Genomic DNA, 17,714 nt, shown 5'->3' with positions numbered 1-17,714 from the left:
TTAACCGAGAGTTTATTTACGATTGGGAGTCTCTCAGCATCTTAATTTCATCATGTGAAGCTCTTAATTCAGCTTTTTGTTCTGTGATCATGGTTCTAATATTTGCTGATAAACCATCGGTTTCTAATGCCATTTTATATGCTTTTTGAGCAGCATCTTCACCAAATTCGCAATTATTTAAAACTGTTTTACGATCATGGCCTGTAAACATTGCTTTAACATCCATCCATGCTCTATATATTTTACCAGAGTTTGTAGTTCCTTCTTCAACATCTTCGCCTAAGGCCTGCACTTCTGTTGCTAAAGCCATTTTATGCTTATGGCTTTCTCCTATCATTTTCACAAAAAGCGTTTTCAAATCAGAATCTGCAGGAGTTAATTCTTCAATTGCTCTTTCATAGCCATTAACTCTATCGTTATTAATTAAGATGAGATCGTTTAATACTTCTGCGTTTGCTGTTCTAGTTTCCATATTATTATTGTTTTGATGTATTTTAAGAACAGCGATAAAAATGAAAAGTTTAAAATACCTTAGCGCATTTAGGAATACAACAACCTTTGATATATTTGAAGTGTAAACATATTGCCATGTATCCAAATTTTATACAACATCTAAAAAACCACATTTCGTTAACAGAGGATGATATTAAGGTCTTATCAACTTATGTCAAAATAAAATCGATAAAGAAAAAGGAGTTCTTGTTAAAAGAGGGGCAGATTTGTAAAGGCAATTATTTTGTAGAAACCGGTCTTTTACGCATGTTTTACATTAATGAAAAAGGAACTGAACAAATTACTCAATTCGCTTTAGAAAATTGGTGGCTGTCAGATTATATGAGTTTAATGATGCAGGCTCCTTCAAAATTCTATCTTCAAACGGTCGAAGATTCTGAAATTGCAGTAATTGAACACCAAGAACAGGAAGAATTATTTAAAAAACTACCACAACTTGAACGATATTTTAGAATCATGATGCAAAGAGCATACGCTGCCTCACAAATGAGAGTTAAATATTTTCATGATTTTTCGAAAGAAGAAAATTATAGGCAATTCGTTTCTTTATTTCCCAAATTTATTCAGCGTATTCCACAATACATGTTAGCTTCTTATTTAGGAATTACCCCCGAATATTTAAGTGAATTACGCAAAAAGCATCCTTAAATTATTTCTTAAACCAGCTTAAGTTTTTTAAAAGTGCTTCAATTTATCTTTGATGTATCAAATTAAAAGATATAGAAATGGAAAATAGAATAAACATTGGAATTTTAGAACCAGAGGCATACAAAGCTTTTATGGCAGTTGAAAACTATTTAGGGACAACTAAAATTAGTAAAACACATAAAGAATTAATTAAAATTAGAGCTTCTCAAATTAACGGTTGTGCTTTTTGCATCAATATGCACACTAAAGATGCAAGAAAACATGGTGAAACCGAGCAACGTATTTATTTATTAAACGCTTGGAGAGAAGTGCATGATTTATACACAGAAGAAGAAAGAGCAATTCTGGCATTAACAGAGGAAATGACTTTAATTGCTAATGGTGGAGTAAAAGATGAAACATATAATGTCGCTAAAGCTTTTTTTGACGAAAATCAATTAGCCCAAATTATGGTAGCTATTATGGCCATAAATGCATGGAATAGAATGGCAATTGCAACGCATATGCAACCTGCCTAATATTCTGACATTTAAATTTTTGATAAAGGCAAGTATCCTAAAAAGATTTCATCTTCTGGCATTTCTCCAGCTGGTGTAAACTTTAAAGCATATTTGCTTTTTGTGTCTTCAGTTAAAATATCCTTAATTTCAAAAACATCATCAACATCAACACCGAATTTATCATCTATATGAGAAGTAGCGCCCTTATAACCCATGTGTTTATAAAAACTGGTTTTTTTTGCTTCTTTAATTGCTAAAGCTTTTTGATCGGAAACCACTAGTATTTTATAGTGTAATTCGTCAAATTCATCTTTCTTATAACCACCTAAATTTAAAAAAAATAAGCTGTTTAAATCAGTTTTAAGTTCTTCGCTTTTATTAACAACAGTAACTTGATGCGTCCCAACTTTTTTTACAATTCGTAAAGCATCTATATGAATTTTACCTTTTGCCTCGGGCCAAAAAGCATTCATTTCTGGTATTAATTCTTTTAGGGAAGTTCCTATTCCAAAAAATATATCATGTTGTTCGGTATGTCTTCCTTCTGGTCGACAACCCAATAAAATCATAAATAATTGTGGTGCTTGCATAAGTTTTAGCTAGTTTATTTTAGTTCCTCGATTAATTCCATGCATCTTTTTTCTATCAATGCACAAACAGATTCAAACAGCGAACTGTCTTGATAAGGATCGGTAACATCTGCTTCATCTGCTAAAAACAACTTTACTTTCTTTTTCTGCTCTTCAGTTTCAGCTAAATTTAAAACATCCCTCAAATTGTATTTATCCATCACCAAAATATGATCAAACTGATCAAATAAATCGACTGTAAAATGTCTTCCTCTTTGAGCTGAAATGTCATAACCGAAAGTTTTAGCAATAAGAATGCTTCTTCTATCTGGTGCTTTTCCAACGTGCCAGTTTCCTGTACCCGCAGATGCAATTTCCCAATCTAAGTGTTGTTCATTAACCAAATGGCGCATAATCCCTTCGGCCATTGGCGAACGACAAATATTACCCAAACAAACCATTAAAATTTTCACTCTATTTTGATTTTACTGCAACGTATATGCTTGTTAGCGAATAAGTTGCTCCATTATTTGGAAAAGTAGAGGTAGCAACTAAAGTGTTTTCTTTTAGTGTTAAAGGTGCGCCGGGACCATTTCCATAATCTAAGGTAATTTGGTCACCTTCTTTTTTCCATTTTTGCGCATTTGAATTTGCTACCATGTCACAAAGCGATCCGTTCGATCCAACTGAAAATACACCGTTATCATGAAATGAAATGGTAAAATTTTTAGAGCAACCATCCGGATTTTGCAAACTCAAATAATTTGTAGATGTTTTTCCATCAATAGTTATTGCTGGTTTTACAACTTGCGTTTTCAATACCCAATTATACTTAGTAATATCTTCTACTTTTTCTTTTTTACAAGAAAATAATGCGCAAATACACACGAATAAAATCAGCCTTTTCATGATAAATAATTTAATGATTATTTATAAATATCGTTTAAAACTTTCGCTAAACGAACACCACCTTTAAGCAATTGCTCATTTACAGTATCAATCCAATCAAAATTATATTTATAACTTAATTTATCATCATTTTTAATGCCAGTAGCGTAAATTTTATTGCAAATTTGATATGATTCAAAAACACAATCTTTTAAGCTCGTTTGCTGCCAATTAATTACTTGTTGTTTTGTTGGGTGATTAATTGCCTTAGTATATTCTGTAAAGCTTAATTGCTGAAAACCTACCAATCCTTCATCCCAAACTCTATGTAAATTAGATTTCTCACCAAACCAATTCAACAAAATTTTATTTCCACCCAAATCATCTTTTCTAGCTGTATGCATAGGTTGATGTAAATCTCCCACTAAATGAATAACCATTCGTAAAGCTAATTTCTTTTGATCTGCAGTACTTTTTGTGTTTTTTAACACCGCAATCATTTCATTAAGTTTATTATAAATATTAGCCGAAGGCTGATTATCCAAAAACTTATAAACGTCACTTTTCGATAAATCTGCTGGTAAATTTACATAATGCCAATTGCTCAAATAATTATAGGTAGAGTCAGATTTTATAAAATCTGCCCAATTAGCTGCCATTGCCAAGCTTTCTGCACCTAAAATTTGTTTGATTGCCAAACGAGTTTTTGCTTGTAAATATTGATCGGCAACTTCACCTACAATTCTATGCCCTAAAACACCCCATGCCCCTGCAGTAAATGGCACATACAATAAGGCAACTACGATAACGATTTTCTTAAAAACTGATATTCTTTTCATTTTATAATTCTTTAGGTACACAGGTTATTTTTTCTTTTAGAACAAGTGTACATTCTCTTTGGTCATTTAAATTTTCCAGTATTAAGCTAGTTGGACTTGATGATTTAATTTTGAAATTGCTTATATATTGGCCATTTCGATAACATCCTGAAGCTTTTTGTTTATAATTTGCTTTGGTAAAAGTGCCTGTTAACAATAATGTATCTCCTTTAACAATATATGTCCCTTTAGCATATTCTTTCCAAACTCCTTTATTAAAACAAGAATCTTCATAGTAATTTACTTTAGAATGGGTTGTTAAATCTACATAAAATGAGTCGCAACTTATTTTAAACCGATGCTGTGTGTAGTTTAATAACTTAACCGAATTAGCAATGCTATCTTGGTTCCAAATTCCTTGTAAAAAAACCTCTCCCTTACCTTGTACATCAGGTAATCTAGTACATGATGCATAAGTAAAAATCAAAAAAGTAAAAAGTAAAAAGTAGAGGGGCTTCTTAAAAATCATTTATTTATTTCTGAATTAGTCTTTATACTTTCACTTACTTATTTAAGGCTTCCAACCATATCTTCTGGTTTTACCCATTCGGTAAACTGTTCGCTAGTTAACAAACCTAATTCAACCGCAGCTTCACGTAAAGTCTTATTTTCTTTATGTGCTTTCTTGGCGATTTTAGCTGCATTTTCATATCCAATGTGTGGATTTAAAGCAGTAACCAACATCAAAGAATTTTCCATGTGTTGCTGAATTACTGGTCTATTTGGTTCAATACCCATTGCACATTTATCATTAAATGAAACACAAGCATCTCCAATTAATCTACCACTTTGTAATACATTCGCCGCAATAACCGGTTTAAAAACATTCAACTCGAAATGGCCATTGCTTCCGCCAATACCAACAGTTACATCATTACCCATAACCTGCGCACAAACCATTGTTAATGCTTCTGGTTGTGTTGGATTTACTTTCCCAGGCATAATAGAAGACCCTGGTTCGTTATCAGGAATAATAATTTCTCCAATTCCACAACGTGGCCCCGAACTCAATATCCTAATATCGTTAGCTATTTTCATTAAAGAAACTGCAACGCGTTTATAAGCACCAGATAATTCTACCATTGCATCATGCGCAGCTAAAGCTTCGAATTTATTTGGGGCAGTTACAAAAGTTAAACCTGTTAATTCAGCAATTTTTTTAGCAACTAAAACATCATAACCATTTGGCGTATTTAAGCCTGTACCAACTGCTGTACCACCTAAAGCCAACTCGCTAATCATGACTAAAGCATTTTTTATTGCTCTAATACCATTATCTATTTGTTGCACATAACCAGAAAATTCCTGACCTAAAGTTAAAGGGGTAGCATCCATGAAGTGCGTACGACCTGTTTTCACGATATCGTTCCATCCAGATGCTTTAGCAACAAGTGTATTTCTCAATTTTTCCAATCCTGGAATAGTAATTTCTACAGCTTGTTTGTAAGCAGCAATATGCATCGCAGTTGGATAGGTATCATTAGAAGACTGCGATTTATTCACATCATCATTTGGGTGAAGCACTTTTTTATCGTCTGCCAAACTTCCACCATTTAAAACGTGCGCACGATTAGCGATAACCTCGTTAGCGTTCATGTTACTTTGCGTACCAGAACCTGTTTGCCAAATTACCAATGGGAATTCTGCATCCAACTTGCCTGCGATAACTTCGTCGCAAGCATTTGCAATTAGGTTTGCTTTTTCGCTTGACAACACACCTAATTCTGTATTTGCTAAAGCTGCTGCTTTTTTCAAATAACCAAAAGCATGTATAATTTCCTTCGGCATACTTGCCTCTGGACCTATTTTAAAATTATTACGTGAACGCTCTGTTTGTGCGCCCCAATATTTATCAGCAGGTACTTGTACCTCGCCCATGGTATCGTGTTCTATTCTGAAACTCATGATGTTACTTTTTTTGACAAATTTAAAGATTTTGAGCCGTTTTGCAGTAACATATTTAATAGGATTGAAAATTAGAATCATTATCAACTTAAAGAAAAATTTAAATACAATGTTTAAAACTCTTTTGCGTTTAAAAAGACAATAATTCTTATTTTTCGCCTTTTAAACCTGTTATCCCTATACATGAAGTTTCGTTTACTCATTGCAGCTTTTGCAATCGCTATAATATCCCTTTCATCTTGCACATCTAAAGAAGAAAAAGCTAAAAAGGCAGAGGCCGATAAAAAAGTAAGAACCAAAGAAGATGATAAAGCCGATAGTTTGTTAATCACCTATGATCCAACCAAAGGGGATCAATGGATTGCGGATTTTGCTCAAAATCTTCATAAAAAATCTGGATTTAATGGCAATATGTTGGTGGCCAGAAAAGGTAAAATCTTATACGAAAAGGCAATCGGCTGGGCAGATTATTTACATCGCGATAGCTTAAAAATAAATTCAGAATTTGAATTAGCTTCTATTACTAAAACTTTCACTGGAGTAGCTATTATGCAATTAGTGGAAGCTGGAAAGCTAAAGTTAACAGATGATGTAAAAAAATTCTATCCAAATTTTCCATATAATGGCATAACCATTAAATTACTTTTATCCCACAGAAGTGGGATGATGAACTATGTTTATTTTATCGATGACATTTGGCGCAAAGAAAAACGTAATCAAAAGAAAGGGGTATCAAACCAAGAGGTGATGGATATCATTGCCGAACGAAAACCAAATCCATATACTAAACCCGACAATAGATTTCATTATAACAACTCAAATTTTATGGTTTTGGGGGCTATTATAGAAAAAGTGACTGGTAAATCTTATGCAGATTACATGATGGAACATGTTTTTAAACCTGCTGGTCTGAAACATACACATGTATATTCGACAACGGTCTACCCAAAAATTCCTGTAGATGTTGTTGGTCATGATCGTAATAATTTTAGATATTCTGTAGCACAAAACTTTTTAGATGGGCCAGTTGGTGATAAAGGAATTTATAGCACAATCCATGATTTACTTTTATATGATAAGTATTTAAAAAACGGAAGATTATTATCTCAGAAAAGCTTGGATTCTGCTTATACTGGCCACAACAAACCCGTAAACGGGCATTTCAATTATGGCTATGGTTGGAGAATGTTTGATGGTGAGGGAATGGACAAAGTAGTTTATCACACTGGCTGGTGGCATGGTTTCCGCCATATTTATGTTCGTGACTTGGATAAAGATATCGTAGTTATTTTCTTAGGAAATTTAACCAACGGCAGCTTAATGCATTTAGATGATTTATTTAAATATTTAGAAATGCCAATTATCCGTAAGGGAGCTTACACAGGAAGTGGTTCTTTACCTGGTACAGACGAAGATTAATTAAGAGATTTTATCAAAAGCAATTGCTCTTGTTCTTTTGTTAAGATAATTTTTAAGAAGTATATTTTCCGGCAATTCAAGCATTGCATCTTTTTCAAAAAGTTCAATTACTGTATTTCGAGCTTCTTGTAAAATGATTTGATCTTTTGCCAAATTTGCCATTTTAAGTTCTAACACCCCACTTTGTTGTGTACCTGTAATATCTCCTGGTCCACGGAGTTGTAAATCTATTTCCGATATTTCAAACCCATTATTGGTTTTAACCATAGTCTCTATCCGCAATTTGGAGTTCGGTCCCAATTTATTACCCGTCATTAAAATACAAAAAGATTGTTCGGCACCACGACCTACTCTACCTCTTAACTGATGTAATTGCGAAAGACCAAATCGCTCTGCATTTTCGATAATCATTACCGATGCATTGGGTACATTTACCCCAACTTCTATTACAGTTGTTGCCACCATAATTTGACTCTTGCCCTCAATAAACCTTTGCATTTCATACTGCTTATCTGCATTTGGCATTTGTCCATGCACAATACTAATTTGATAATCTGGCAAAGGAAATTGATAACGCATTTGTTCTACACCAGCTTCCAAATGCAATAAGTCTAATTTTTCGCTTTCCCGTATCAACGGATAAACAATATAAACCTGTCTACCTTTGGCAATTTCCTGTTTCATAAAGCCAAACATCCGCATTCGTTGACCTTCAAATAAATGTATCGTTTCAATAGGTTTTCTTCCTACTGGCAATTCATCAATTACAGAAACGTCTAAATCACCATATAAAGTCATGGCAAGTGTACGAGGAATTGGTGTAGCTGTCATGACTAAAATATGTGGTGGAACAACATTTTTGCGCCATAACTTAGCCCTTTGTTCTACACCGAAACGATGTTGTTCATCAATTACAACCAAGCCCAAGTTTTTGAACTGAACTTTATCTTCAATCAGCGCATGTGTACCTACTAAAATATTTATTTCGCCAGCCTCTAATTGTTGGTGCAAAACAGTTCGTTGTTTTTTAGTGGTGTTTCCTGTTAAAATAGCAACGGTTATTAATTCACCCTTTAATAAGTCTACTAAGGATTGATAATGTTGTCGAGCTAAAATTTCAGTTGGCGCCATCATACATGCCTGATAACCATTATCATTTGCCAATAGCATACTCATTAAAGCTACTACAGTTTTCCCGCTACCTACATCTCCCTGAATTAACCTGTTCATTTGAATACCCTTTTGGGTATCTAATCTTATTTCTTTAATTACCCGCTTCTGTGCGTTTGTTAGATCAAAAGGAAGCATAGTGTTGTAAAATGTATTTACCTTCTCTCCAACAACATTAAATAACGCCCCTTTAAATTTTAAACTTCGTAGTTGTTTGTTATGCAGGAGTTGCAACTGAATAAAGAATAGTTCTTCAAATTTTAAGCGCCTTTCGGCATGTTGCAACATCGATGTATTCGCAGGAAAATGAATATGAATCAAAGCTTCTTTCTTACTAATTAATTTATATTTCTTCAAAATATAAGCAGGCAAGTTTTCTCTAACTTCGTTGATGTGTAATTCAATAATATGATGAATTAACTTCTGAATGCCTTTACTATCTAAGAAGCTTTTTTTAAGCTTCTCTGTAGAATTATAAATTGGTTGTAAGGTTAAATTACTTGTAATTCCAGTTTGTCTGGGATAAGTTTCTAAATCTGGATGAGAAATACTGAAGCTATTATTAAACAAGGTTGGTTTACCAAAGGCGATGTAAATACTTCCACGCATCACATGGTCTTCTACCCATTTTAAACTCTGAAACCAAACCAGATCCATTGTTCCAGTATCATCTGTAAACTTAGCAACAATCCTTTTTTTATGTTTTTCACCTATGGTTTCTTTACTTATAATTCTGCCAATTACTTGTACCAACGGCATTTCAGGATGTAATTCATTTATTTTATAAAACCGGGTCCTGTCGATGTACCTAAAAGGATAATGATTTAAAAGTTGCTCATACGTAAATATGCCTAACTCTTTTTGGAGTAGTTCGGCACGTTTAGGACCAACGCCCTTTAAGTAAACTAAAGGTGTATCTAAATTTGAGGCAAACAAAGCAGACTTATTTTCTCTTAAAAGTAAAAATATCTTTTATCAAGTTCCAATTAAAAAGAAAAACAGCGAACAATAATAGTAAATAGGCAAAAAGTTGATGCATACTTATTTTTTCGTCAAAATATAAAACTGCAACGGCAAACGCGATAATTGGATTTACATAAATTATAATCCCTAAGGTTGATGAAGGAATTCCTATTAAAGCATACAAACTTAAAAAGAGCGGAATAACTGTAAATACAACTGCTATGATAACAATGTGACTCCAAAACCATATTTCTGTTGGGAAACCCTCATGGTGATAGATATAAAAAGGTAACATTAATAAAACCGCTACTGTTATTTGCAAGGCAAGTACATTCAATTTATCCAAATGCTTCATTTTACGCTGAATGATAAGATAAAAGGCATACAATGCCGCAATACCAACCGACCAAAGTACATCAATAAAGGAACCCGTTGCCAACATTATAATACTTAGCAATGCAATACCGAGTGATATTAATTTTAGATTGGAAAGCTCTTCCTTTAAAATTAAGAAACCACCAAACGCAGTTATTAGTGGGCAAACCATATAGGCAAATGCAGCAGATTTGAGATTGACATGATTTACAGCATAAATAAACGTATACCAATTTAAAGTAAGCAAAACAGTAGCTCCAATAATCTGAGCAACAATTATTTGCTTTTCTTTGGGCAATGCATTTTTAAAATATTGAATATCTTTAATTAAAATTTTTCGCCGGAATAAAAGTATAGCTATCCAAATAACGATTAAGGAAGTAAATATGCGGTAATACAATATTTCCTCCGAAGGATATGCTTTGAGATTTCTTAAAGGAATGGAGAAAAATCCCCAAATGGCTACGGATAAAAAAGCAGCAAGTAGATAACGTGATTTTGATTTCAACAAAGCTTATGCTTTAAATGCTGTCACGGATATTTCTACGTTAACACCTTTAGGTAAACCTTTAACTGCAACTGTTTCTCGAGCTGGATAATGAGATTGAAAATAAGATCCATAGACTTCATTAACTTCCACAAACAAATTCATATCAGATAAAAATATGGTAGTTTTTACAACATGATCAAATTCATATTCAGCTTCTAATAACACCGCTTTAATATTGCGCATTACTTGATGAGTTTCTTCAGCAATTGATGTAAGATTAATCTCACCATTTTCTGGATTAATGGCTACTTGACCTGATAGAAATAAAAATCCGTTAGCTAATACAGCTTGGCTATATGGGCCAATTGGGGCAGGTGCATTATTGGTATTAATAATTTTTTTCATTATTTCTTTAATATAAACCATTGTATCAATTTCCAGATTATTCCACCAGCAAATAGAAGTATAGCTAATGCATTGATAATATGCATAATTCTAATATTAATATTAGTTGGGCGTTGTGAATCTTTCTTTCTAAAGAAGTACATATACAAATGTAGGCATAAAAAAAAAGAGCTCCGAAATTTCGGAGCTCTTTTTATATCGAATTAAGAAAGATTAGTTTCTTGAAGTCTCAACACGACGATTTTGGATACGACCTTCTTCAGTATCGTTAGAAGCAACTGGATTAGCTTCACCAAAACCTTTAGTAGTTACTTGTGATGCATTAACACCAGAGTTTACTAAGTAAGTTTTAACAGAATTAGCTCTGTCTTTAGATAATTTCATATTGTATGCAGTAGTACCTTCGCTTGAAGCATAACCTTTAGCAGTTATTTTACCACCGTTTTCACGCAATACTGAAGATAATTTATCTAAAGTAGGATAAGATTCAGTTTTTAATACAGAACTGTTAAATTCGAATTGAATAGTTTCCCAACCAGTTACGTTTGAAGTTTCAACTGGAGTTGTTTGTGGAGCGGCTACTGGAAGTGGACAACCTGAACCGTCAACTTTAGTTCCAGCTGGAGTTCCAGCACATTTGTCAAATTGATCAGCAACACCGTCACCATCTGAATCTTTTTTCAAATCTTCAACTGATTTTTCTACGTTAGAAACACGGTTTTTCAATGCTTCAACTTCTTGACGTAATGTAGGATCTTTTAACTCATCATACATCATAGCTACTGGGTTAACCCAATCCAAGTTAGGTTTAGCTTTCGAACCTAAAGAGAATTCTAAACCAGCAGAAGTGTAAGAATATTTATCTTTTGAAGTACCACCAGCATAAACTCTATCAACGTTATCACCATCAACAAAATTCATTGTATAAGCTAAGTTGAAAGATACACGGTCAGATACTTTAAATTTAATACCAGCTCCTACAGGAATGTAAGCTTCTCTGATATAATCATTATCATGATCTTCACCATATTGACCTTTAGTATCAACAACTGTACCGTTAGCTAAAGTCAATTTAGGGTTATAAGCCATTAAACCATAACCAGCTGTTACGAAGAAGTTAACTGAGTTTTCACGACGTAAAAAATCTACAGTTGCAACATTCACAACACCTCTTAAATCAGCTGCGTATTGAATATCAGTTTCGAATTCTTTAGCGCCATTTTTAACACCACCAGTAGCATCTTTATTAGTTCCTGATAATTTACCACGGAAAATGTTACCTTCTAAGCCAAATGCATGACCTAATTGTTTACGTAATGAGATACCATAACCTAAGTTAACATCCCAGTTAGTGAAATCGTTGGTACCACCAGTAACAACAACTGGTGCTAAAACACCACCATTGATACCTAATGACCACGTTCTGTACTGTGCTCTACCACCAAATACTTTGGCAGAAGAAGACATTGCAGGAGCATCCTGAGCGTTAGCAAGAGTTGTTACTCCCATTAAAGCTACTAAAGAAGCTACAACGCCCTTTTTTAAAGTAGAATAATTCATAATTTTCTTTTTTAAGGTTAAACAAATATTAATTGTATAATTTTTTGTAAGACAAAATTAAACAAATTTTTATAATCTCAAAACACTGTACAAACTCCGTTCCAAACTTCTAAAGAACTGATCATTTTATTACATTTGAAAAAATTATCTCAATTAAAGATAGTATAATTATGAAATACAAAGAAATAAGCTCTTCTCTATTTTTAATGAATAGAGAAAATTTTGTAAATCTATTGCCTAACAATGCAATAGCGATATTTCAATCTAATGATGAGTTTCCAAGAAGTGGTGATCAAAACTATCCATTTAAACAAAATCCTGACCTTTTTTACTTATCTGGCATAGATCAAGAACAATCAATTTTATTGCTGTATCCAAACTGTCCTAATCCATTATACAGAGAAGTCCTATTTTTAAGACAGACTAATGATCATATTAAGGTATGGGAAGGGCATAAATATACCAAAGACCAAGCTAGAACAACATCAGGCATTAAAAATATCTATTGGTTAGATGACTTTGATAACATCCTGCATAGTATAATCCATTATGCAGAATATATTTTCCTTAATACAAACGAGAATGATCGTTACGCTCATTCTGTACCTTACCGAGATGTTCGTTTCATTAAAGATTTGCGTGAAAAGTATCCATTACATAAATATGAAAGAGCGGCTCCTTTACTTAGAGATTTAAGAGCAATTAAATCTACAATTGAAGTGGAACTTACCCAAAAGGCATGTGATATTACAAATGATGCCTTTAGAAGAGTGCTAAGATTTGTGAAACCAAATGTAATGGAATATGAGATTGAAGCAGAAATTATTCATGAGTTTATTAAACAAGCAGCTACTGGCCATGCATATAATCCTATAATAGCTTCTGGAAACAATGCGAATATTTTGCATTATACAGATAATAATCAAATGTGCAAAGAAGGTGAGTTAATTTTGATGGATTTTGGAGCAGAATATGCCAACTACAATGCAGATTTGACTAGAACAATACCAGCTAATGGTCGATTTACAGCAAGGCAAAAGGAAGTTTATAATGCTGTATTACACGTAATGAAGGAAGCGAAGAAGCTGATGGTTGATGGAGCAATTTGGAATACTTATCATGAAGAAGTCGGAGAAATCATGACTGAACAACTTATCAAGCTTAAATTAATTTCTTCTGCTGAAGTAAAAAATCAAAGTTCAACCTACCCAGCATACAAAAAGTATTTTATGCATGGAACTTCACATCATTTAGGAATAGATGTACATGATTTTGCGAGCAGATACACTCCTTTTGCTGCAGGAAATATTTTAACTTGCGAACCTGGTATTTATATTCCTGAAGAGGGATTTGGCGTAAGATTAGAAAACGATATTTTAATCACAAAGAATGGGAATTTGGATTTAATGGCGAATATACCTATTGAAGTTGATGAGATTGAAGATCTGATGAATGCTTAATCCAGTTTTCTGCAAATAGATAGACGTTAAACTTTGGCTGTGTTACTGCCTTCTCAACATCGATACGAAGTTGTGTTTTATCAATATCTTTCATTCGATAATGCTGAATAATTCGTAATGCTTTTTCTGCCATTAAGAATTTTTTTCGTTCATTAATTACTCCGATTGGTTTCAAAATCCATTTGCATACAGCACTTATGCCTTCATTTTTATCGGCCACTGTTTTAAAAACCGGAATATTTTGATGTTGCTGAGTCACCAATTTTTTAAGGTTGTTTGCAAAAGTATCAGCACCCTCTCTATCTGCTTTATTTACAACAAAACCTTGAGCAATCTCCATCAATCCAGATTTAATATTCTGGATTTCATCTCCCGATTCGGGAACCAACACCACAACTGTTTTATCTGCTAACCCTGCTATTTCTACTTCAGATTGGCCCACTCCAACCGTTTCGACTAAAATCAAATCAAATTTAGCGGCTTTCAACACATCTACCATTTCTAATGTTTTAAGAGAAATTCCCCCCAAAGCTCCACGCGTAGCAATAGATCTGATAAATACATTTGGATTATTAAACTGTTGAGCCATTCTTATTCTATCGCCCAATAATGACCCAAAGTTGAATGGGGATGTAGGATCTACTGCCAAAATGGCTATTTTCTTTTTCTGCTCAATAAAATAGTTTGTGATCGCATTTACTAAAGTGCTTTTACCAGCTCCAGGAGGGCCCGTTATACCTAAAACAGGCACATCATTTTTAATATGAATTGCTTTTAATAATGTTGAAGCAGGTTCAATATCGTTCTCTACAAAAGTTAATGCTCTTGCTAAAACCCTAAAATCTCCTTTTTCAATTCCTTCCTTAAGTATCTTATGCGAACTCATTATAAAATCTTTACTACAAATAAACAGAATTTTATTAAGGGATGTATCATCCAATATAGCTCAAGTTGATATAGTTTGTTTTTGGTAATATTATATCACCTTAAATGATCGAACCATAAACAAAGAACAAAATATGTAACTTTGTTTGTTTTATACACTTTGAATGAAGACCTATTTTAGATTATTATCTTTTGCTAAACCTATAGAAAAGTTTGCGATACCTTATGTTATTGCGACTATACTTTCAATTATATTCGGAACCCTAAACCTTACGCTCTTAGTTCCGCTTTTCGAAACATTGATGCCAACAGGTGGTGTCAATTCAAGTATAATTACAAATACAGCAACTTCTTCGCTTGATATAACAGGACAATTGAGAGATTTTGTTAATTATTCTAGAAATACAAATGGCATACAATTAACACTTACCTATGTATGTTTGGCCATTGTGGGTTCAGTATTACTATCCAATATTTTCAGGTATCTCTCTCAACGTTATATGGAAGATTTACGTGTGCATACTTTGCTTAATTTACGCAAAACCGTTTTTAACAATGTAATGGATTTGCATGTAGGCTATTTCAATAATGAACGTAAAGGGGATATTATTTCAAAAGTGGCCTCAGATGTTCAAGTAGTGCAATTTACAGTAACCAATACACTTCAGGTTGTTTTTAAAGAACCTTTAACACTCATATTTTATGTGCTTGTTCTACTTTCTATCTCAGTAAAGCTAACTTTATTTTCTTTATTAGTAATTCCTATATCAGCATTTATCATTAGCAAAATTGTTAAAAGAATTAAGCAACAAGCTAAAGAGGCACATGAATCATTTGCTAAAATGATTGGATTCTTAGATGAAGCATTAGGGGGAATTAAAATTATAAAGGCTTTTAACGGCGCCGAAAGAACCAAACAGAAATTTCATAAAGAAAATGTAATATACTCCAACCTAAACCGTAAAATGGTGCGAAGGCAACAACTTGGATCACCTGTTTCCGAGTTCTTAGGTGTTTTAATGGTTGCAATAATTGTTTGGTACGGCGGGAATTTAATCATTAGCCATGAACCTAATGCATTATCCACTAGTCAGTTTATAGCCTATATCGCTCTCTTTTCACAAGTTATGCGTCCAGCCAAAGCACTTACAGATTCATTTAGCGGCATTCACTCTGGAATTGCAGCAGGAGAACGTGTTTTAGATTTGATAGACACAAAGGCAGAATTGGTAAATAAACCAGACGCTGTAGAATTAGCGGAATTTAAAAAAGATTTAGTACTAAGTAATGTCTCTTTTAGTTATGGAGATAAGCAAGTGCTTAAAAATATAAATCTAATTATAGAGAAAGGAAAAACAGTTGCTCTTGTAGGGCCATCTGGTGGTGGAAAAAGCACGTTAATGGATTTAATTCCTCGTTTTCATGATCCTCTGAACGGTGATATCAAAATTGATGGTTACAATTACAAAGATTTAACGATAGAAAGTATTCGAGCTCAAATGGGAACTGTTAACCAGGAATCATTTTTATTTAATGATACCATTTTTAATAATATCTCATTTGCAAAACCCGATGCCACGCAAGAAGAAGTAATTGCAGCTGCAAAAATTGCCAATGCACATGAGTTTATTTTAAATACTGAGCAAGGTTATCAATCTTTTGTGGGGGATAGGGGTAATAAATTATCTGGTGGGCAAAAACAACGCATTTGCATTGCTAGAGCAGTTCTAGCAAATCCTCCAATTATGTTATTAGATGAGGCAACCTCTGCATTAGATACCGAATCGGAAAAATTAGTACAAGAGGCGTTGAATAATTTAATGCAGAATAGAACTTCAATTGTAATCGCACATCGATTAAGTACCATTCAACAAGCAAATTTGATTGTTGTAATAGATAAAGGTGAAATTGTAGAAAGTGGAACTCATCAAGAATTGATCAGCCATAGTGGACTCTATAAAAGGTTAATTGACATGCAAACCTTCAACGATTAAAATTTACTCTTTTGCTTTCTTAGGTCATTAAGTGCCTTCGCATAAATGGTCACTAAAATAGAAAAACCATACTTTGCGTATATTTCCTTTATAAGCTGAGCATTAAAAAAACCTTTTGACAAAATAATTCTTCTGTAGGAGTAAGCTTTCTTTTTTTTGTTAAGTGTAGTTAATGTATTTTTCTGGCGATCAGTGACTAACTTTGAGTTCTGTATCATAAGATCTATCTTATCTCTTAACACTAATTCTTGAGTCATCATACGAGTTTTGTCAATGCTCATACTTTCAGAATGTAATCTAATCAATGCTATTGAGTTAGTATTATCACAATAACCAAAATAAAGATTTTCAAAAGCACAGCGCAACCAAAATTCCCAATCTTCAAGACTTTTCAAAGTATCATTCTGCAACCCAACTATGTTAAAAACTTCACGTTTAAGCAATGCAGCATTCACCGGCATAATATTTCTTTTTAATAACTCCATAATGACATCTATTCCCCTATTATTTAATTTAGGAATCCAATCTGTTTGAGTCATTCGTCTATTTGCATAGGTTTCATTAATGTTATACCCTTTAAAGTATAAACCATTTGTATAAGAAATATGAAGTTGCTCATGTTTTTGCATATAGTCAACCTGTACGGTTAGCTTTTCTTTAGAAAGCAAATCATCTGCATCTAAAAATTGTATATAATCTCCCTTAGCTATACTAATTCCTTTATTTCTTGCAGCAGGCAGCCCTTTGTTTTTTTGCTTGTGGTAAATAAATCTTTTATCTGTAAGAAAGGGTTGGATAATGTCAATGGTATTATCAGTAGAGCCATCATCAATAATTATTGCTTCCCAATTTGAATAGGATTGTTCCAATGCACATTGTAGTGTTTGGCTAATCAATTCCCCGTAATTAAAGGTTGGGATTATAATGGAAACAAGAGGTTTATCCATATTTAATTGTTAAAGGCTTTATGCAAATCTGGTTAACCAATAGGTTAAATAAATCTTGCACTGATTCATTTTTCGCATCATTAATACCCTTGAAAAAAGCCAGTCAAAGATGCAAAATAAATAAGAAAAAGCTATTCTTAACTTA

19 protein-coding genes are annotated in these 17,714 nt (G+C 33.2%); 5 read left to right on the top strand and 14 right to left on the bottom strand.

The genetic code is table 11. From position 1 onward, the window contains the following. Positions 1 to 16 precede the first annotated feature (16 nt). Positions 17 to 472, bottom strand: coding sequence for a PA2169 family four-helix-bundle protein (locus HQN85_RS08420; protein WP_173271177.1), 456 nt, complete (start codon positions 470 to 472; stop codon positions 17 to 19). Between the two features lie 116 nt (positions 473 to 588). On the opposite strand from HQN85_RS08420, the gene HQN85_RS08415 reads away from it, so the two are divergent. Together HQN85_RS08415 and HQN85_RS08410 are read left to right on the top strand one after the other, a co-directional pair. Continuing rightward, positions 589 to 1,161, top strand: a complete 573-nt coding sequence (locus HQN85_RS08415) for a Crp/Fnr family transcriptional regulator (protein WP_173271175.1) — start codon at positions 589 to 591, stop codon at positions 1,159 to 1,161. 77 nt (positions 1,162 to 1,238) lie between these two features. Then, positions 1,239 to 1,679, top strand: coding sequence for a carboxymuconolactone decarboxylase family protein (locus HQN85_RS08410; protein ID WP_173271173.1), 441 nt, complete (start codon positions 1,239 to 1,241; stop codon positions 1,677 to 1,679). 11 nt (positions 1,680 to 1,690) lie between these two features. On the opposite strand, the gene HQN85_RS08405 is transcribed toward HQN85_RS08410, so the two are convergent. Genes HQN85_RS08405 through fumC form a run of 6 tightly spaced genes read right to left on the bottom strand, consistent with a single transcriptional unit; the run spans position 1,691 to position 5,901 of the window. Next, complete coding sequence (locus HQN85_RS08405) at positions 1,691 to 2,251, bottom strand: DUF1543 domain-containing protein (protein WP_173271171.1); 561 nt, start codon at positions 2,249 to 2,251, stop codon at positions 1,691 to 1,693. 14 nt (positions 2,252 to 2,265) lie between these two features. Next, positions 2,266 to 2,703 (bottom strand): low molecular weight protein-tyrosine-phosphatase, encoded by a 438-nt coding sequence (locus HQN85_RS08400; RefSeq protein WP_173271169.1) that lies wholly within the window; start codon positions 2,701 to 2,703, stop codon positions 2,266 to 2,268. A 1-nt stretch (position 2,704) separates the two neighbouring features. Beyond that, positions 2,705 to 3,139 carry a hypothetical protein gene (locus HQN85_RS08395; protein WP_173271167.1) on the bottom strand — a complete coding sequence of 145 codons (435 nt, stop codon included), beginning with the start codon at positions 3,137 to 3,139 and terminating at the stop codon, positions 2,705 to 2,707. A gap of 17 nt (positions 3,140 to 3,156) precedes the next feature. After that, positions 3,157 to 3,957, bottom strand: a complete 801-nt coding sequence (locus HQN85_RS08390; protein ID WP_173271165.1) for a S1/P1 nuclease — start codon at positions 3,955 to 3,957, stop codon at positions 3,157 to 3,159. A gap of 1 nt (position 3,958) precedes the next feature. Continuing rightward, positions 3,959 to 4,465, bottom strand: coding sequence for a fumarate hydratase (locus HQN85_RS08385; RefSeq protein WP_173271163.1), 507 nt, complete (start codon positions 4,463 to 4,465; stop codon positions 3,959 to 3,961). A gap of 38 nt (positions 4,466 to 4,503) precedes the next feature. Continuing rightward, positions 4,504 to 5,901, bottom strand: a complete 1,398-nt coding sequence (gene fumC / locus HQN85_RS08380; protein ID WP_173271161.1) for a class II fumarate hydratase — start codon at positions 5,899 to 5,901, stop codon at positions 4,504 to 4,506. 183 nt (positions 5,902 to 6,084) lie between these two features. Here fumC and HQN85_RS08375 point away from each other — a divergent pair, with 183 nt between their 5' ends. Then, positions 6,085 to 7,320 (top strand): serine hydrolase domain-containing protein, encoded by a 1,236-nt coding sequence (locus HQN85_RS08375; RefSeq protein ID WP_173271159.1) that lies wholly within the window; start codon positions 6,085 to 6,087, stop codon positions 7,318 to 7,320. Here HQN85_RS08375 and recG read toward each other — a convergent pair whose 3' ends face one another. From recG to HQN85_RS08355, 5 genes are all read right to left on the bottom strand, one after another. Beyond that, positions 7,321 to 9,426, bottom strand: a complete 2,106-nt coding sequence (recG, locus tag HQN85_RS08370; protein WP_173271157.1) for an ATP-dependent DNA helicase RecG — start codon at positions 9,424 to 9,426, stop codon at positions 7,321 to 7,323. A gap of 7 nt (positions 9,427 to 9,433) precedes the next feature. Beyond that, entirely contained in the window at positions 9,434 to 10,336 is a 903-nt protein-coding gene (locus HQN85_RS08365; RefSeq protein WP_246249699.1) for an EamA family transporter, read from the bottom strand. 6 nt (positions 10,337 to 10,342) lie between these two features. Beyond that, entirely contained in the window at positions 10,343 to 10,723 is a 381-nt protein-coding gene (locus HQN85_RS08360) for a RidA family protein (protein ID WP_173271153.1), read from the bottom strand. Then, positions 10,723 to 10,866, bottom strand: coding sequence for a DUF6728 family protein (locus HQN85_RS15875; RefSeq protein WP_317170030.1), 144 nt, complete (start codon positions 10,864 to 10,866; stop codon positions 10,723 to 10,725). The genes HQN85_RS08360 and HQN85_RS15875 overlap by 1 nt, the downstream gene beginning before the upstream one ends. A gap of 70 nt (positions 10,867 to 10,936) precedes the next feature. Then, positions 10,937 to 12,283 (bottom strand): OmpA family protein, encoded by a 1,347-nt coding sequence (locus HQN85_RS08355; RefSeq protein ID WP_173271151.1) that lies wholly within the window; start codon positions 12,281 to 12,283, stop codon positions 10,937 to 10,939. A 170-nt stretch (positions 12,284 to 12,453) separates the two neighbouring features. On the opposite strand from HQN85_RS08355, the gene HQN85_RS08350 reads away from it, so the two are divergent. Beyond that, positions 12,454 to 13,743, top strand: coding sequence for an aminopeptidase P family protein (locus tag HQN85_RS08350; protein WP_173271149.1), 1,290 nt, complete (start codon positions 12,454 to 12,456; stop codon positions 13,741 to 13,743). Here the strand turns inward: HQN85_RS08350 and meaB are convergent. After that, a complete protein-coding gene (meaB, locus tag HQN85_RS08345; RefSeq protein WP_173271147.1) occupies positions 13,703 to 14,629 on the bottom strand; it encodes a methylmalonyl Co-A mutase-associated GTPase MeaB in 927 nt (308 codons plus the stop codon). The genes HQN85_RS08350 and meaB overlap by 41 nt on opposite strands. Positions 14,630 to 14,792: 163 nt before the next feature. On the opposite strand from meaB, the gene HQN85_RS08340 reads away from it, so the two are divergent. Continuing rightward, a complete protein-coding gene (locus HQN85_RS08340; RefSeq protein ID WP_173271145.1) occupies positions 14,793 to 16,622 on the top strand; it encodes an ABC transporter ATP-binding protein in 1,830 nt (609 codons plus the stop codon). On the opposite strand, the gene HQN85_RS08335 is transcribed toward HQN85_RS08340, so the two are convergent. Then, complete coding sequence (locus HQN85_RS08335; RefSeq protein ID WP_173271143.1) at positions 16,619 to 17,569, bottom strand: glycosyltransferase family 2 protein; 951 nt, start codon at positions 17,567 to 17,569, stop codon at positions 16,619 to 16,621. The two genes, HQN85_RS08340 and HQN85_RS08335, sit on opposite strands and share 4 nt — an antisense overlap. Positions 17,570 to 17,714 lie beyond the last annotated feature (145 nt).

This window comes from Pedobacter boryungensis, assembly GCF_013204825.1.
Classification (GTDB): Bacteria; Bacteroidota; Bacteroidia; order Sphingobacteriales; family Sphingobacteriaceae; genus Pedobacter; species Pedobacter boryungensis.
This window is presented reverse-complemented; position numbering and strand designations above follow the sequence as displayed.

Coding starts and splice junctions, on each gene's coding strand:
- HQN85_RS08390 (WP_173271165.1), bottom strand. CDS start 3,957: ATGAAAAGAATATCAGTTTTTAAGAAAATCGTTATCGTAGTTGCCTTA.
- HQN85_RS08395 (WP_173271167.1), bottom strand. CDS start 3,139: ATGAAAAGGCTGATTTTATTCGTGTGTATTTGCGCATTATTTTCTTGT.
- HQN85_RS08355 (WP_173271151.1), bottom strand. CDS start 12,283: ATGAATTATTCTACTTTAAAAAAGGGCGTTGTAGCTTCTTTAGTAGCT.
- meaB (WP_173271147.1), bottom strand. CDS start 14,629: ATGAGTTCGCATAAGATACTTAAGGAAGGAATTGAAAAAGGAGATTTT.
- HQN85_RS08375 (WP_173271159.1), top strand. CDS start 6,085: ATGAAGTTTCGTTTACTCATTGCAGCTTTTGCAATCGCTATAATATCC.
- HQN85_RS08335 (WP_173271143.1), bottom strand. CDS start 17,569: ATGGATAAACCTCTTGTTTCCATTATAATCCCAACCTTTAATTACGGG.
- HQN85_RS08350 (WP_173271149.1), top strand. CDS start 12,454: ATGAAATACAAAGAAATAAGCTCTTCTCTATTTTTAATGAATAGAGAA.
- HQN85_RS15875 (WP_317170030.1), bottom strand. CDS start 10,866: ATGTACTTCTTTAGAAAGAAAGATTCACAACGCCCAACTAATATTAAT.
- HQN85_RS08405 (WP_173271171.1), bottom strand. CDS start 2,251: ATGCAAGCACCACAATTATTTATGATTTTATTGGGTTGTCGACCAGAA.
- HQN85_RS08360 (WP_173271153.1), bottom strand. CDS start 10,723: ATGAAAAAAATTATTAATACCAATAATGCACCTGCCCCAATTGGCCCA.
- HQN85_RS08385 (WP_173271163.1), bottom strand. CDS start 4,465: ATGATTTTTAAGAAGCCCCTCTACTTTTTACTTTTTACTTTTTTGATT.
- HQN85_RS08420 (WP_173271177.1), bottom strand. CDS start 472: ATGGAAACTAGAACAGCAAACGCAGAAGTATTAAACGATCTCATCTTA.
- fumC (WP_173271161.1), bottom strand. CDS start 5,901: ATGAGTTTCAGAATAGAACACGATACCATGGGCGAGGTACAAGTACCT.
- HQN85_RS08340 (WP_173271145.1), top strand. CDS start 14,793: ATGAAGACCTATTTTAGATTATTATCTTTTGCTAAACCTATAGAAAAG.
- HQN85_RS08410 (WP_173271173.1), top strand. CDS start 1,239: ATGGAAAATAGAATAAACATTGGAATTTTAGAACCAGAGGCATACAAA.
- HQN85_RS08415 (WP_173271175.1), top strand. CDS start 589: ATGTATCCAAATTTTATACAACATCTAAAAAACCACATTTCGTTAACA.